We start from the raw sequence: 14,992 nt of genomic DNA, 5'->3' as shown, positions 1-14,992 counted from the left end.
AATTTTATGAAAATAATACTCTTATCAATCATAGTTATCATAGTTATCATAATTATTCTTTTTATTATCTCCATTATTACTTATTATTCTTTAAAATAATTACAAGGAGCTTTAATGAAAATAAAAATCAAATTATTACTTCTTATAAGTCTATTTTATATATTTGTAGGATGTAATATCATAAAAAATGGAAAAAAATTTTCTGACGAAGAAATAAAAAAAGACGCTTTTATTATGTATAATCCTAAAAAAGAAAATGCAAAAAGCATTGAAACTTACAAGCCTTCTATGGCTGATGAGCTTTTTGAAGATACTTATGCTTACAAAATTTATGAAAAAAATAAGGAAAATCTTGGCAAAACTCGTGATATTCTTATGGAAGAATGCATCGATTACGCAAATAATTTGTATTTTATTTTTAGCTCTGATCTTGAAAAAATCAAAAAAATAAGGGAAGTCTTAGGGCTAATTTGACTAATGAAAACGGCGAAGAATCTATCGAAAAAAGTTTATACGAAACTCAGCTTTTGGCAATTTGTGACACTTCTTCCAAACTTTATTATGCAATAAATGATTTAAAAGTTGTAAATGATTTGATGGGAAATTCCTCTGATGATTTAAAAATTTATACAAAAGATTTTGTTGAAAAAAACGGGGAAAGTTTGCTTGATGACCAAATGAAAAATTTTGGTTTTGCTTATAATGATAAGGCTAAAGAAACTATAGAAAATCTTATAATTTCCTATCTGAATGAATTTAAAAAAGATCTCCCTCACAAAGACGGAGATAAGACAAATATAAAAATCGAAAAAGAAGTTAAGCTCAGCATGGAAAAGCTTGAAATTTTAGAATATTTTGATGATTTAGAAAAAGCTTTGAGAAAAACTTATAAGGAAAATTAAAAAATTAATAATTTCAATCAAAAAGGCTCAAAATGAATTTTCATTTTAAGCCTTATTTTTTATCCCAAAACTTCTGATTTTTCTTTTATTTTTTCTTTTTTGTTGGCAAAATTTATTTTTCCTTCTTTTACTGTAAGGTTAATTTTCATATCTTTTGATAATTTTCCTTCCAATATTTCTTCTGCCAATTGGTTGTCGATTTTATTTGTGATATGACGTTCAAGTGGTCTTGCTCCGTATTCTTTTGAAAATCCGCCTTCTGAAAGTAAATCTACAACTCTCTTGTTGTAATTTATTTCTATTCCAAGATTTTTTAATCTTTCTTTTGTTTCTTCAAGTAAAATTTTTGTAATTTCTTTGATGGCGTTCTTATCAAGTGAGTTGAACATTATTATATCGTCAAGTCTGTTTAAAAATTCTGGAGCAAAGGCGTTTTTTATTGCCTTATTTATTATTTCCTTATTTGAATCATCTATTTCTTTTTCCACATCTCCAGTTCCAAATCCAATTTTTGGGTTTTGATTTAAAGATGATACTCCAACGTTACTTGTCATAATTATTATTGTATTTTTAAAATCTACAGTTCTTCCTTGACCATCTGTCAAACGTCCATCATCAAGAATTTGTAAAAGCAAATTGAAAATATCTGGATGGGCTTTTTCAATTTCGTCAAATAAAATTACAGAATATGGATTTTTTCTTACAGCTTCTGTAAGTTGGCCCCCTTCTTCGTAACCAACATATCCTGGAGGAGATCCAACAAGTCTTGACACGGCGAATTTTTCCATATATTCACTCATATCCATTCTGATTAGATTATCCATATCTCCAAACAAATTTTTTGCCAAAGATTTTGCAAGATATGTTTTTCCAACTCCTGTTGGCCCTACAAAAATAAATGAACCTATCGGTTTTTTTGGATCTTTTAGGCCAACTCTTGCTCTTTTTATAGCGTGAGAAATTTTATCAATAGCCTTATCTTGACCTATAACTTCTTTTTTAAGGTCAATATCAAGATCCATATATCTTTGTTTTTCGTCTTCTGTTAATTTTGTTATTGGAACTTTTGACCAAGATGAAACAATTTTTGCAACTTCATCAAAAGAAATTTTTAAATCTGTTTTGTTTTCTTCTTTTTCTTTTTCAAGCTTTTCGCGAGTTTCATTTATTTGATCTCTTAGGCTTGCGGCTTTTTCAAAATTTTGCTCGTTTATAGCCATATTTTTTTCTTCAATGAGCTTATCTAAGATTTCTTTTTTTGAAACTTGATTTTTATTTTCCTTATAATTTTTAATTCTTTCTTTTGAACAAGCCTCATCAATTACGTCAATTGCCTTGTCTGGCAAAAATCTGTCTTGAATATATCTTTGTGATAAATCTACAGCAGCTTTTATGGCCTCTTCTGTAATTTCCACCTTGTGGTGGTCTTCGTATTTATCTTTCAATCCTTCAATTATTTTTATTGTGTCATCTTTATTTGGCTCTTCTACATGAACTGGTTGCATTCTTCTAGTTAAAGCTTGGTCTTTTTCTACGTGCTTTCTATATTCATCAATTGTTGTAGCACCAATAATTTGAATATCGCCTTTGGCAAGAATTGGTTTTAAAATATTCGCTGCATCCATAGAGCCTTCACTTGCTCCAGCTCCCAAAACCATGTGAAATTCGTCAATAAATAAAACTACATCTTCTCTTTGTTCAAGTTCTCCAAATAATTTTTTAAGTCTATCTTCAAAATCTCCACGATATTTTGTTCCTGCAATCATACTTGCAAGATCAAGAGAAACAATTGTTTTTTCTTTCATAACAAAAGGAACTTTTCCATCAACAATTCTTTGGGCAAGTCCTTCGATTATGGCAGTTTTTCCAACTCCTGGATCTCCAATCAAAATCGGATTGTTTTTTGTTCTTCTTAAAAGAATTTGAATAACTCTTTCAACTTCATCTTCCCTTCCAATAACTGGATCAATTTTTCCAGCCTCTGCCATTTCATTTAAATTTTTGGCGAATTTTTTTAAATTTTCGCTCAAATTATTAGATGTATTTGAAGATTTTTCTTCCTTTTGCAAACGAACCAAATTGTCTCTGATAATTTTTTTATCAAGACCTGACAACATAAACATTAAATTTGTAAATGAATCGTCGTCATTTAAAATTGCAAGAAGAACATCTTCTTCGCTTGCAGAAACTTTTTTTCTTTTTTGAGCAAAAAGTCTTGCCCTATCAAAAATTTGTCTTACTTTATTAGAATATTCCTTTGCAGGTCTTACAGCAGAGCCTTTGCCAATATTATTTATTACAATTGACCTTAAAAGTTCGTAATTTGCACCAGCTTCTTCCAAAGCCTTTGTCGCAAGAGAACCTGTTTTCATAAGAGCCAAAAGCAAATGCTCAACTCCTATATAATCGTGGCTAAGAGAATAAGATTCCCTTCGAGCCTGACCTGTTAGCCTATTTAATTTGTTATTTTCCATTATCTAGCCTCCATGTACGAATTTAAAAATTCATATCTTTCATTGTCACGGTTGCCCTTGTACTTATCCTTTGTAATATTGAAAATCAAATACTCAATTTCTTGATTTGATAATTTTGTTTTAAAACCCAAAATATTATATTTTTTTAAATCATAAAGACAATTGACCATAGCAGTCATTGTCTTTAAATTTTTGCTTTCCAAATTATCTTCCAAAATTTTTATAGAATCTTTTATGTCTTCATCATTTAATCCGTTTAAAGATTGGAAATCTCTCCTAAATCTTCTCTCATTTCTAACAATTGTATCTAAAATATTTTCAAAATTTTCCAAATATTCGTCCGTTTTCTCCCTATAATTTCCGAAATTTTTCAAAATATAAATATCATCGTCATAGGATTTAAAATATTCTGGAACAAATCTTGTAAGATAAATTCCATCATGAGCAAGACTTGATTTTAAAGTTAGATATGCTTGGGTATTATCCAAAAGTCCAAACAAAAATAATTTAAACCTTATTTCAATTCCATTTCCACAATCTCTACCAAAACTTGTCAAATATCCATATTGAGGAGAAAAAGAAAAATCAAATTTTTTATCCAAATCTTCTTCAATTTCCATCGCCCTTTCATAAGCAAGCTTGATTTCTTCTCCAAAATTTGAAATATTTATAGAAATATGGTCTTTATTATTTATAACAAGAATATAATCATCCTCAAAAACAAAGCCAATCACAGCTTCTTTATTTTTTGAATCTTCTGTAATTATTCCTGCATTAATAAGTTTATTTAAAGTATTTTCATCTATCTCATCTAAAAGTATCAATTCATCCCCATAAATTTCCCTAAATTTTTCAATAATTTCTAGAGAATCTTTTTCCGAAAGACTTATGGGAAAATTATATCCTTCAATATTTCTTTTCAAAGATAAGTTGTTTTCAAGTATTATGTCCTTATAATAATCTATCAATTTCTCACCTTCATATTCAATTCATCTATTTTTTCTTTAAGATCTTGAGCCTTTTCAAAATCTTCAATCTCAACTGATTTTTGCAACTGTTCTTGCAAATTTTTAATTTTTATTGCCACTTCTCTGAAATCTCTGTGTTTTTTTGGAAATTTTCCGTCATATTTTTTCAAATTATTTACAGCCTTCAAAATTTCTACCGTAAGTTTTTTGTCGATTTCATAGCAATAAGGACATCCAAAAACTCCACTTTTTATATTTGTCAAAGAATTTCCACACTTTGGACAAGTTTCTTCTTTTAATGATGAAAAATAATCATAAGAAAAATTATTTTTGGAAATTTTGTAATCATAATAAGAATCGATAATTTGGTCAAGGCTTGGAACAAATTTATCTACCAAGCTTTTCCAATCAAAATTATTTATATCAATATCTTTTTCATTTCCATCAAAAAGAAAATTTCCTTCGCCTTTGGATAATTTTTCCATACAATCATTGCACAAGTGGAAATCATGTTCTATGCCATTTATAATTGCTTTTACAGTTACATTTGCTTCGTTGTCGCATCTGTCACACTTCATAATTAACTCCTTATTAGAAAGCTCAGTAAAATATTTTTTACTATATCATGCCTTACTAAATTTCTCTTATTTTTTTCTACATTCATAAGGGACTTGTCAAGGATAGCGTAAACTGCAATTCCCAATTCATTTTCGTCCATATATCCCTTGTTAAAAAGTTCCGTAAAAAAACTTTTTGCCCTTTCCTCAGTTAATTCTTTATCTAAATTTTTAATAATATATTTTATATAATCATCTTCATCTTCAACTATAGTAATAATTCTTATAAAGCCGTTGCCGCCTCTTTTGCTTTCAATTAAATATCCATTGTATGGAGTAAATCTTGTAGAAAGCACATAATTAATTTGACTAGGAGAGCACTCAAACCTTGTTGCCAAATCATTTCTTCCAATTTCTACAAAACCATCTTGAGTATCTTCCAAAAGAGCTTTCAAGAATTTTTCTATATCAGACGTTAGTCCTGCCATAGATTTACCTCGATTTCTTTGACTTTCTCTGACCTTTCAAATAATAAATAAAGATTCAATTCGAATCTTATTTTTATTGTACACTAAAATAGTAGAGATTCAAGAATATTGATATGCAATAAAAATATAAAAAACAAGGCCAAATATTTTAAAATATTTTAGCCTTGTTAATTTTTTTAATCATCTCGCCTATTGCCAAACAAAATCCAAAGTCTTAAAAATTGTAAAGCAGTAGAAATTGTAGCTGCCACATAAGTTAAAGCTGCAGCTTTTAACATATCTTTTGCATAATCATTTTCGACACCAACGAGCATGCCCGATTCATTTAAAACTTTCAAAGCCCTTCTTGATGCATCAAATTCTACAGGAAGAGTAATAATTTGAAAAATCAAAACAAAAGAAAATAAAAATATTCCAATGCTAATTAATTTTCCCATAGAAAGAAAAATTCCCAACAAAATCATAGGAAAAGATAATTTTGATCCAAGATTTACAGCAGGAACTATATAAGATTTTATTTTTAAAGGAATATAACCTTTTTTATATTGGATAACGTGACCGCACTCATGAGCTGCAACTGCAAGAGATGCAATTGAAGTGTCAGTCATAGAAGTTTCTGATAAGGCAATTTCTTTATTAATCGGATTAAAATAATCAGACAAGGATCCCCTAACCTTTTTAATAGAAATATCATTGTAAGAATTTGTAGATAAAATATATCTTGCAGCATCAAAACCTGTTATAGATTTTTGAGTTTTTATTTTTTTATACTTATCAAATTTTCTTTGAATATTAGCTTGAGCCAGACTACTAATAAGAAGTCCAATGAGAACCAAAATATAAGTTCTGTCAAAATAAAACATAATTTTCTCCTTTTATTTTTTTCAATATACTACAGGGATTTTTTATTTCAATTGGTAAAAAAATAAAACACAAGGAAATTAGAAATTTAAAATATAAAGTTAATAAAAAGAGCTCTTGATTTAAATATGCAAAAAATCAAATAAAATCTTTGAAAATTTTTGGCAAAATAAAAAGACCCCTTTGGGCCTTTTTATAATATAGAAAAGAATAAGTTAGTCCTAGTTTTCTATAGGGAAAACTATAAGGAATTAATAATGAAAAACCTAGCTATTTACTAGCTAATATTATTATAGCATGATTTTTTAAAAATGCAAACTTTTTTCACGAATTTTTACATCCTTTTGTTTTCAATATTTATAAGATAAATTTTCGTTTTCCTATCTTGATTTTTATTTATATTTGTCAACTTCTTTTTGAAGCTTATCTGCATGATCGCTATCTCCTAATAATACCAAAGTATCATCTTTTTCGATTTTCCAATTTGCTTCTGGATTTATTATTAATTCTCCATCTCTTTTATAAGCTATTACCATCATTTTATATTTTTTTCTAAAATCTATTTCTTTTAGAGATTTTCCTACAAGCTCGTCGTAGGCTTTTAATTCTATCATAGAATAATCGTCTGAAAAATGGAAAAATTGAAGGAGATTTGATCCTGCTATGCTTCTTGCAAGTTTTTCTCCCATATCAATTTCTGGAAAAATTATTTGATCTGCTCCAATTTTTTTCAAAATTCTTGCGTGATTTGTTGATGTTGCTTTGGCTATAATTTTTTCTACATTATGGTCTTTGGCAAATAAAGTTGCAGCCATTGACGCCTCAAGACTTTCTCCTGTTGCAATTACTGCCACATCAAAATTTCCCATTCCTAATTCTTCAAGGGCCTTGTCATTTGAAATATCACATTGAACGGCGCTTGTTACTTTTCCTGAAATATTTTGAACTAAATCGTAATCTTTGTCGACAGCCATAACTTCTAATCCATCTTCAAAAAGTTTTGTCGCAACTCTTTCCCCAAATCTTCCGATTCCTAAAACTATTACACTTTTTATCATTTTTTTCTCCTAACCTATACTAATATTTGCTTCTGGAAATCTTATATATTTTGTTTTTGATTTAAGTCCAATTGAATAAGCCATAGTCATTGGACCAATTCTTCCTAGATACATACTTATTGTTATTAAAATTTTTCCAAGTGTTGACAAGTCCCCTGTGATTCCTCTACTTGCTCCAACTGTTGCAAAGGCTGATGAAACTTCGTAAGAAATATCAATTACTTTAAAATTTTCGCTCAATGACAAAATAAAAATAACTATAAATATAAGTCCCAAATAAACCATTATAATCGCAAGTGCCTTTCTAATGATTTTTGGTTCTATATGTTTTTTAAAAATAGTAACTTCATCTTCTTGTTTAAAAATTGAAATTGTTGATAAAATCAAAACTCCAAAAGTTGTTGTTTTTAACCCACCAGCAGTTGATCCTGGAGAACCCCCTATTACCATCAAAATTATCAAAAGCAAAACACTTGTATCGTGCATTTGATTTAATTTTACAGAATAAAATCCCGCAGTTCTTGCAGAAATTGATTGAAAAGCTGATTGCATTATGGAATTTTTAAATCCTTCTTTGTACAAAACTCCACCAACTTGACTTTCAATCAAATAAAAAGCAAGAGTTCCAATCACAATTAAAAAAGCACTAATTATCAAAACTAATTTGGCGTGAGTAGATAATTTTTTGAAAGATCTTTTCCTAAAAATTTCCGCCGTAACCATAAAACCAAGTCCACCAATTACAATCAAACTCATCAAAGTAAGATTAACCAAATTATCATTTCTGTATGGATAAATCGAATCTCCCAAAAGATCAAAACCTGCATTACAAAAAGCAGAAATCGAATGGAAAATCGAATACCACCAGCCCTTTGCCATACCAAAAATCGGAACAAAGCGAAGGGACAAGAAAAATGCTCCCAAAAATTCCACAAAAAATGTAAAAACCAAAACATATTTGAATAATTTCATAATTCCTTGTAGGGTATCAATATTTAATTGCTCTTTTAAAATTTGTCTTGACTTTAATCCTATTTTTTTTCTTAAAAGTAAGGGAAAAAGTGTAGCCAAAGTCATTACACCAAGTCCTCCAATTTGAATTAAAAACAAAATCAAAAGATGGCCGTAAGAATTCCAATGCTCTGCAGTGTTAACGGTGGTAAGTCCTGTTACGCAAGATGCTGATGCCGCTACAAAAATCGAATCAACTAAATTTGTAGCCTTGCCACTTCTTGTAAAAATCGGCAAAGATAAAATACATCCTCCAATAATAATCAAAATTGCAAAACCCAAAGTCAAATACAAGGGTGGATTTGATGTAATTTTATCTGATAATTTTTCCAAAAAATTTTGTTTATTTTTACTAATATTTCTCATTTTCTTTCCTTAAATAAAACCAATAAATTTAAAGCCTATTTTAAAGCTTATCTCATCTAATTTTATACCCTAGATTATAAATGTCAACACAAAGACAAAAGACTTTACAAATAATTTATTTTTTTGTTTTATATTATTTTTGAGGGTATAAATTAAAAAAGCAGATTGGAGTTTTTTATGAAAAAATATTATTTTAAGGAAAAATTTTTTAAAATTACAGATAAGTATCCGATTTTAGATGAAAACGGAAAGGAAGTTTTCTTTTTTGACCAAGATTTTAAATTCGTAGGTTATGAGGCGAAATTAAAAGATATGGATGGAAATATTTTATTTAATATTTCCAAAAAAATTCTTTCTTTTCTCCAAACTTATTATGTTGATTTTTGTGATGGAAGTCGTATGGAAATAAATCAAAAATTATCTTTTTTAAAAAGGAAAGTCGATGCTTTTTATGATGGAAAAGAATTAAATTTAAAAGGCTCTTTTATGGACCATGATTTTGAAGTTTATTACCAAAATAATTTGATTGCTGATATGAACAAGAAATTTTTTGCTTTTAGCGACCAATATGAGCTTACGGTTTATGACGAAAATTTTACTTTAGTTTTGATTGCCCTTTGTCTTTGCATAAATGAAATGAAAAATAGAGATGATGCTGCAGCTAACGCTTCAAATTAAAATTGATTTTTAAAATATTTAACATATAATTATATCAACAAGAGGGAGTAGCTTAATTATTCAATCGTCATTACGGTTTAACCCGGTTGAATAAACCACTTGGTAGCAAGACTTTTGGCGATGTGCCAGAAGTCTTTTCTTTTTGTAAAGAAAAAAATTAAAATAAAAAAATTTAAGGAGGTAGGAATGGACTATTTAGGTCAAAAAAATGAAATTGTAAAAAAACTTGACTCAGATAGCGCAAGAGGCTTGTCAAGCGAACTTGCAGCAAAACGTCTTGAAGAAAACGGCCCAAATAAAATTGAATCTAAGAAGAAAAAATCTCTTGGTAAAAAAATCGCCGAGCAAATCATTGATCCTATGGTAATTTTATTGATAGTTGCATCAATCGTTTCAGCTTTTACAGGCGATAAAGTTGAATGTTTTATAATTATTGCTATCGTTATTATCAATGCAATTATGTCAATTATTCAAGAAGGAAAAGCAGAAGATTCTGTTGAGGCCTTGCAAAAAATGTCATCGCCTGAGGCAAGCGTAATTCGTGATGGCAAAAAAATAAAAGTAAAAGCAGAAGAGTTAGTTGTGGGCGATGTAGTTGTAATTGAAACTGGCGATATTGTTCCAGCTGATATGCGTTTATTAGAATCATCAAATTTAAAAATCGACGAGTCTTCTCTTACTGGAGAATCTGTTGCAACAGAAAAAAATTCTGAAGCTGTTTATGATAGCGAAGTAGGAATTGGCGATAGGGAAAATTTTGCTTTCTCATCAACTATTGTAACTTACGGACACGCAAGAGGAATTGTTACTCAAACTGGTTCTGACACAGAAATGGGAAAAATCGCATCAAGCCTTCATCAAGTTGAAGATAAGGATACGCCATTACAAAGACAATTAAATAAATTATCAAAACTTTTGGCAATTCTTGTAGTTGTTGTTTGTATAATTGTATTTGTTGTTGGATATTTTAGAACTGGCGATTCACTTTTAGATAATTTAATGGTTGCAGTTTCCCTTGCAGTTGCAGCAATTCCTGAAGGACTTACAGCAGTTGTAACAATAGTTTTATCAATCGGTATGAACAGAATGGCAGAAAGAAAAGCAATTGTAAAATCTTTGGTTTCTGTAGAAACTCTTGGAGCTACAACAGCAATTTGTTCAGATAAAACAGGAACTCTAACTCAAAACGAGATGACCATTACAAAAATTTGGACAAATGAAAAAGAATATGAAGTTGAAGGAAGCGGATACGAACCAAAAGGTCACATAAAACTTGATGATGAAAAAATAGAAGATGAAGAAAATATAAAACTTCTAATGAAAATTTCGACTTTATGTAACGATGCTGATTTGGTTTTGGAAAATGACCAATATAAAATTATTGGAGATCCAACAGAAGGCGCTATGCTTACATTTTCTGAAAAATGGGGAATAGTTCAAGAAGATTTAGAAAAAAAACATCCAAGAATTGAAGAAATTCCTTTTGATTCTGACAGAAAAATGATGACAACCTTCCATAACGTCAAAGAAAATTATAAGGCAATGACAAAAGGTGCTCCGGATATAATAATTTCAAATTCTTCAAAAATTTTATTAAATGGAGAAATTGTCGATTTCACTGAAGATTTAAAGCAAAAGGCAATGGATGAAAATAAAAATCTTGCCAAACAAGCTCTTCGTGTAATGGCTTACGCCTTTAGGGAATTTGATTCAATAAAAAATGAAGATTTAACAAGCGAAAATATAGAAAAAGAAATGATCTTTGTTGGATTAACTGGAATGATTGATCCGCCAAGACCAGAAGCAAAAAAAGCTGTAGCAGAGTGCCACTCATCAGGAATTGATGTTTTAATGATTACTGGAGATTATTTAGAAACAGCCTTCGCCATAGCAAGAGATTTGGGAATTGCAGATTCAAAAGACCAAGCAATCGAAGGAAAAGAATTAAATAATATGACAGATGATGAAATTAGAAAAATCGCCAAAGAAAAAAGAGTTTTTGCAAGAGTATCTCCACAAAATAAAGTTCAACTTGTAAACGCCCTTCAAGAAAACGGCGAAATAGTTGCCATGACAGGAGACGGAGTAAACGATGCTCCAGCAATCAAAAATGCTGACATAGGAATTTCTATGGGAATTACAGGAACTGACGTTGCAAAAGATACAGCAAATATGATTTTGGTTGATGATAATTTTGCAACAATTGTAAATGCAGTCGAAGAAGGAAGAATAATTTTTGCAAATATTAGAAAATTTGTTTCATTCCTACTTTCATGTAACATAGCAGAAGTTTTGATTGTATTTTTGTCAATTTTATTTGGCCTACCTTCTCCACTTACACCAATCCAATTACTTTGGTTAAACCTAATAACAGATGCTTTCCCAGCCCTTGCCCTTGGCGTTGAACCAGGAGAAAAAGATATAATGCAAAGAGAACCAAGAGATCCAAAAGAATCAATAATTTCTGGAGATTTAAGAAATTCATTAATTGTTCAATCACTAGCGATTACATTTGCAGTTTTGATTTCTTATATAATAGGATTAAAATTAATCTTTCCAGGAAATATAGAAGGAGCTCACACAATGGTTTTTGCAACCTTAATTACAAGCGAGCTTTTGAGAGCATTTTCTGTAAGAAGTACAAAATATACTTTAAAAGAATTGGGAATTGGTTCAAACAAACAATTAATAAAAGCAAATATCCTATCATTCGCCCTACTTTTAATAGTAATGTACGTAGGACCATTAAGATTTTTGTTTGAATTAGAATTAATAACCTGGCAATGGATAATAATTTTAGCACTTGCCTTTATTCCATTAATTTTAGGAGAAGTTCACAAAATTAGTGCTAGAAAAAAATAAAATATTTTAAAAAGCAAGAGTTTTAATTCTTGCTTTTTTTTGGTTAATTAGTATAATGTAGTTACTAAGAGATATGAAAGTATACAACCAATCAAAAAAAGCAGGAGCGGCAACTCCTGCTTTTTTTTGCCTAATTATCGTCAATATATCTATCTAAAAATTTGCAAATATAGTGGCAAATTATACCTGCTAAGATAGAAAACACTAGAGATATGAACAAACCAATCACCCCCTAACTGTTACCAGTTTAGGTTGACGATAACAAAAATATTATATCATAATTTTTATTTCTCAGTTTTAGCATAAAAATTTTCATTGATTTTTTATTTTAAATAAGTATATTGTTTTTGAGTAAAAGAATATAGATTCATGGAATCAAAAAAGCAGGATGACAAATCTTGCTTTTTTTCTTATATCTTAGTATAATGAAAATGACTAAAGGAACATATAGTTCATTGTAAGACTAAAAAAGCAGGAGGGCCAACTCCTGCTTTTTTATTTGGCTAGTTATCACATTTGTCATCGGCATCTAACCATTTACAAATAAAATGACCAATTATATTTGTCAAAATGCCAATTATAAAGGAACATATATCTTTCATGTAAGCACCTCCATTCTGTTATCAGATTGGATGCGATAACAATGTAATTATATCATAATAATTTTAAAAATTAGAGGTAAATTTATGAGAAAAAAAGAAAAACAAAAATATTTCATGGAAAAAATTCACCAAATTTACAATGATAAAAATTTAAACTTAACTGAAACTTGTAGAAAAGAAATTTTAGACCAATATAAAGACTTATCAAATAATAAGACAAATATAAACTACGCATCATATAAGCTCTATCCATATTTAAGAGATGCCCTTTATGACAATAAGGATTCAAAACTTTTAGGTGATTTTATGAAAATAATTTTAAAATATAGGTGGAAGGCGTATTTTGCAATGATTTTACCTACAAAATTTTAATTTCAAAAAAGCAGGAGTATAAATTCCTGCCTTTTACAATTTAAAAATAACACCAAAAACTGCACCCATCCCTATTATTAATAGTGGATGGATTTTTTTGTATTTTCTTAATAAAAATAAAAATCCTAGAAACAAAACAAGCTGGATTATTTGAAATAAGTCTAGAAAATTTCCTGTTTTTTCATATAATTTTACATTAAATAAGGAAATTACCATAACATTTAGCATAGCACCCAAAATAAGTCCTGCCGTTGATGGTCTTATAAATTCAAAAGCATTTTTTACAATAAGAGAAGTTTTAAATTTATCCAAAGATTTAGCTATTATTAAAATTATTATTATTGCAGGACTTATTAAAGAAATACTTGCAAGAATTGCTCCAGTAATTCCGTAAGCCTTGTAGCCTGCAAAACTTGCTGCATTTATGCCAATTGCTCCGGGTGTTGATTCTGAAACTGCTATCATATCCAATAATTCTTCGCTTGTAAACCAATCATAATTTTCTGACATTTTTTGTAAGAAAGGAAAAGTTGCCATTCCTCCTCCTATTGCAAAAAGTCCTGTTTTGAAAAATTCCCACATCAACCTAAGCATATTTTCCTCCAAAAAGAATTCCAAAAACCCCACAAGCTATGACAATAATTATTGGTGAAATGGAAAATATTCCAATAGCAAGAAAAGTTAGAAAAAAAATTAAAATTTTTATTTTGGTGTCAGCAGTTTTTTTAACCATATTTATTACAGTATTTAAAACTAAAGCCGAAACTGCAATTCTAATTCCAGCAAAAGCGTGTTGGATTATTAATAAATGTGAAAATTCTTTTAAGAAATTTGCAATAAGAGTAATTATTATAATAGAAGGAGTAATAAAACCCAATGATGCAATTATTCCTCCCAAATTTCCCTTTCTTTTTCTACCACAAAATGTTGAAGTATTTACAGCAATTATTCCTGGAGTTGTTTGACCTATTGCGTAATAATCTAAAATTTCTTCTTGACTAATCCATTTTCTTTTATCGACCAATTCTCTTTGTAAGAGCGGAAGCATGGCGTAGCCTCCTCCAAAGGTAAAAGCACCTATTTTAAAAAAAGTTATGTAAAGCTCAAATAATATTTTCATTTTAAATTTCTCCTTTGTATTTTATTATAGCACAAGGCAAAGGTCAGGCTAAATGTCTTGATTTTAGGCTTTCTTGCAGTATGATTATTTAATATATGTAAAGAAAAACGAAAGGAAGTTTATGAATTTAATTTTATCAGATTCTTATTTAGAACACTTAGAAGAAATTAAAAATTTATATATAGAAGCTTTCCCAAAAGCTGAAAGAAAACCTCTAGACCAAATTATAAAAGTTTGCGAAAATTCTTTGGGAAGAATTATTCCAATTTTGCTTGATGATGAATTTGTAGGAATGTTTATTACCTTGGATTCGGATTGCGACGATACGCTTTTGATTGATTATTTTGCCATAAAAAGCGATTATAGGGGACTAAGTCTTGGTTCAAAATCTATAGAACTTTTGAATGAAAGAGAAAATAAAACAATAATTATTGAAATTGAACCTTGCGTTGAAGATGCTTGTAACCTTGTTCAAAGGCAAAAAAGAAAGAATTTTTACAAAAATTTGGGCTTTAGGCAAACTGACATAAACATTTCATGGTTTGGAGTTGAGCTTGAGCTAATGAGTTTAAATAAAACAATAAATTTTGAACATTATATGAATCTATTAACTTCAATTTTTCCAAAATCTTACATTGAAGATAATATAAAGCTTGCATAAGAAAATTTTAAG

15 protein-coding genes are annotated in these 14,992 nt (G+C 29.1%); 6 read left to right on the top strand and 9 right to left on the bottom strand.

Features of this window, described 5'->3' with window-relative positions:
* Positions 1 to 114: 114 nt before the first annotated feature.
* Together HMPREF2852_RS09965 and HMPREF2852_RS09960 are read left to right on the top strand one after the other, a co-directional pair.
* Positions 115 to 474: a hypothetical protein gene (locus HMPREF2852_RS09965; RefSeq protein ID WP_261667890.1), complete on the top strand. Its 360-nt coding sequence runs from the start codon at positions 115 to 117 to the stop codon at positions 472 to 474.
* Positions 471 to 902, top strand: a complete 432-nt coding sequence (locus HMPREF2852_RS09960) for a hypothetical protein (protein ID WP_261667889.1) — start codon at positions 471 to 473, stop codon at positions 900 to 902. Before HMPREF2852_RS09965 ends, HMPREF2852_RS09960 begins: the two co-directional genes overlap by 4 nt.
* A 59-nt stretch (positions 903 to 961) precedes the next feature.
* On the opposite strand, the gene HMPREF2852_RS01950 is transcribed toward HMPREF2852_RS09960, so the two are convergent.
* From HMPREF2852_RS01950 to HMPREF2852_RS01920, 7 genes are all read right to left on the bottom strand, one after another.
* Positions 962 to 3,376, bottom strand: a complete 2,415-nt coding sequence (locus HMPREF2852_RS01950) for an ATP-dependent Clp protease ATP-binding subunit (protein ID WP_070605630.1) — start codon at positions 3,374 to 3,376, stop codon at positions 962 to 964.
* Positions 3,376 to 4,344 carry an ATP--guanido phosphotransferase gene (locus HMPREF2852_RS01945; RefSeq protein ID WP_070605628.1) on the bottom strand — a complete coding sequence of 323 codons (969 nt, stop codon included), beginning with the start codon at positions 4,342 to 4,344 and terminating at the stop codon, positions 3,376 to 3,378. The genes HMPREF2852_RS01950 and HMPREF2852_RS01945 overlap by 1 nt, the downstream gene beginning before the upstream one ends.
* The gene (locus HMPREF2852_RS01940) at positions 4,341 to 4,922 is read right to left on the bottom strand and encodes a transcriptional regulator (protein WP_070605626.1); all 582 of its coding nucleotides are present in this window, start codon (positions 4,920 to 4,922) and stop codon (positions 4,341 to 4,343) included. Before HMPREF2852_RS01940 ends, HMPREF2852_RS01945 begins: the two co-directional genes overlap by 4 nt.
* A 2-nt stretch (positions 4,923 to 4,924) precedes the next feature.
* Positions 4,925 to 5,389 carry a CtsR family transcriptional regulator gene (locus HMPREF2852_RS01935; RefSeq protein ID WP_004839685.1) on the bottom strand — a complete coding sequence of 155 codons (465 nt, stop codon included), beginning with the start codon at positions 5,387 to 5,389 and terminating at the stop codon, positions 4,925 to 4,927.
* A gap of 176 nt (positions 5,390 to 5,565) precedes the next feature.
* Complete coding sequence (locus HMPREF2852_RS01930) at positions 5,566 to 6,252, bottom strand: zinc metallopeptidase (protein ID WP_070605625.1); 687 nt, start codon at positions 6,250 to 6,252, stop codon at positions 5,566 to 5,568.
* A 390-nt stretch (positions 6,253 to 6,642) separates the two neighbouring features.
* The gene (locus tag HMPREF2852_RS01925; RefSeq protein WP_070605623.1) at positions 6,643 to 7,308 is read right to left on the bottom strand and encodes a potassium channel family protein; all 666 of its coding nucleotides are present in this window, start codon (positions 7,306 to 7,308) and stop codon (positions 6,643 to 6,645) included.
* A gap of 9 nt (positions 7,309 to 7,317) precedes the next feature.
* A complete protein-coding gene (locus tag HMPREF2852_RS01920; RefSeq protein ID WP_070605621.1) occupies positions 7,318 to 8,685 on the bottom strand; it encodes a TrkH family potassium uptake protein in 1,368 nt (455 codons plus the stop codon).
* A 177-nt stretch (positions 8,686 to 8,862) separates the two neighbouring features.
* Here HMPREF2852_RS01920 and HMPREF2852_RS01915 point away from each other — a divergent pair, with 177 nt between their 5' ends.
* From HMPREF2852_RS01915 to HMPREF2852_RS01905, 3 genes are all read left to right on the top strand, one after another.
* Complete coding sequence (locus tag HMPREF2852_RS01915; protein WP_019119020.1) at positions 8,863 to 9,363, top strand: LURP-one-related/scramblase family protein; 501 nt, start codon at positions 8,863 to 8,865, stop codon at positions 9,361 to 9,363.
* A 186-nt stretch (positions 9,364 to 9,549) separates the two neighbouring features.
* Entirely contained in the window at positions 9,550 to 12,225 is a 2,676-nt protein-coding gene (locus HMPREF2852_RS01910) for a cation-translocating P-type ATPase (RefSeq protein ID WP_070605619.1), read from the top strand.
* Positions 12,226 to 12,911: 686 nt separating this feature from the next.
* The gene (locus HMPREF2852_RS01905) at positions 12,912 to 13,199 is read left to right on the top strand and encodes a hypothetical protein (protein WP_070605617.1); all 288 of its coding nucleotides are present in this window, start codon (positions 12,912 to 12,914) and stop codon (positions 13,197 to 13,199) included.
* Between the two features lie 33 nt (positions 13,200 to 13,232).
* On the opposite strand, the gene HMPREF2852_RS01900 is transcribed toward HMPREF2852_RS01905, so the two are convergent.
* Together HMPREF2852_RS01900 and HMPREF2852_RS01895 are read right to left on the bottom strand one after the other, a co-directional pair.
* The gene (locus HMPREF2852_RS01900; protein WP_070605615.1) at positions 13,233 to 13,793 is read right to left on the bottom strand and encodes a chromate transporter; all 561 of its coding nucleotides are present in this window, start codon (positions 13,791 to 13,793) and stop codon (positions 13,233 to 13,235) included.
* On the bottom strand, positions 13,786 to 14,319 hold the full coding sequence (locus HMPREF2852_RS01895; protein ID WP_070605613.1) for a chromate transporter: 534 nt from the start codon (positions 14,317 to 14,319) through the stop codon (positions 13,786 to 13,788). Before HMPREF2852_RS01895 ends, HMPREF2852_RS01900 begins: the two co-directional genes overlap by 8 nt.
* Before the next feature lie 121 nt (positions 14,320 to 14,440).
* Here HMPREF2852_RS01895 and HMPREF2852_RS01890 point away from each other — a divergent pair, with 121 nt between their 5' ends.
* Entirely contained in the window at positions 14,441 to 14,980 is a 540-nt protein-coding gene (locus tag HMPREF2852_RS01890) for a GNAT family N-acetyltransferase (RefSeq protein WP_070605611.1), read from the top strand.
* The last annotated feature ends 12 nt before the right edge of the window (positions 14,981 to 14,992 follow it).

This window comes from Anaerococcus sp. HMSC065G05 (genome assembly GCF_001812365.1).
Lineage (GTDB): Bacteria > Bacillota > Clostridia > Tissierellales > Peptoniphilaceae > Anaerococcus > Anaerococcus vaginalis.
This window is presented reverse-complemented; position numbering and strand designations above follow the sequence as displayed.

Coding starts and splice junctions, on each gene's coding strand:
- HMPREF2852_RS09965 (WP_261667890.1), top strand. CDS start 115: ATGAAAATAAAAATCAAATTATTACTTCTTATAAGTCTATTTTATATA.
- HMPREF2852_RS01950 (WP_070605630.1), bottom strand. CDS start 3,376: ATGGAAAATAACAAATTAAATAGGCTAACAGGTCAGGCTCGAAGGGAA.
- HMPREF2852_RS01940 (WP_070605626.1), bottom strand. CDS start 4,922: ATGAAGTGTGACAGATGCGACAACGAAGCAAATGTAACTGTAAAAGCA.
- HMPREF2852_RS01935 (WP_004839685.1), bottom strand. CDS start 5,389: ATGGCAGGACTAACGTCTGATATAGAAAAATTCTTGAAAGCTCTTTTG.
- HMPREF2852_RS01930 (WP_070605625.1), bottom strand. CDS start 6,252: ATGTTTTATTTTGACAGAACTTATATTTTGGTTCTCATTGGACTTCTT.
- HMPREF2852_RS01925 (WP_070605623.1), bottom strand. CDS start 7,308: ATGATAAAAAGTGTAATAGTTTTAGGAATCGGAAGATTTGGGGAAAGA.
- HMPREF2852_RS01920 (WP_070605621.1), bottom strand. CDS start 8,685: ATGAGAAATATTAGTAAAAATAAACAAAATTTTTTGGAAAAATTATCA.
- HMPREF2852_RS01915 (WP_019119020.1), top strand. CDS start 8,863: ATGAAAAAATATTATTTTAAGGAAAAATTTTTTAAAATTACAGATAAG.
- HMPREF2852_RS01910 (WP_070605619.1), top strand. CDS start 9,550: ATGGACTATTTAGGTCAAAAAAATGAAATTGTAAAAAAACTTGACTCA.
- HMPREF2852_RS01905 (WP_070605617.1), top strand. CDS start 12,912: ATGAGAAAAAAAGAAAAACAAAAATATTTCATGGAAAAAATTCACCAA.
- HMPREF2852_RS01900 (WP_070605615.1), bottom strand. CDS start 13,793: ATGCTTAGGTTGATGTGGGAATTTTTCAAAACAGGACTTTTTGCAATA.
- HMPREF2852_RS01895 (WP_070605613.1), bottom strand. CDS start 14,319: ATGAAAATATTATTTGAGCTTTACATAACTTTTTTTAAAATAGGTGCT.
- HMPREF2852_RS01890 (WP_070605611.1), top strand. CDS start 14,441: ATGAATTTAATTTTATCAGATTCTTATTTAGAACACTTAGAAGAAATT.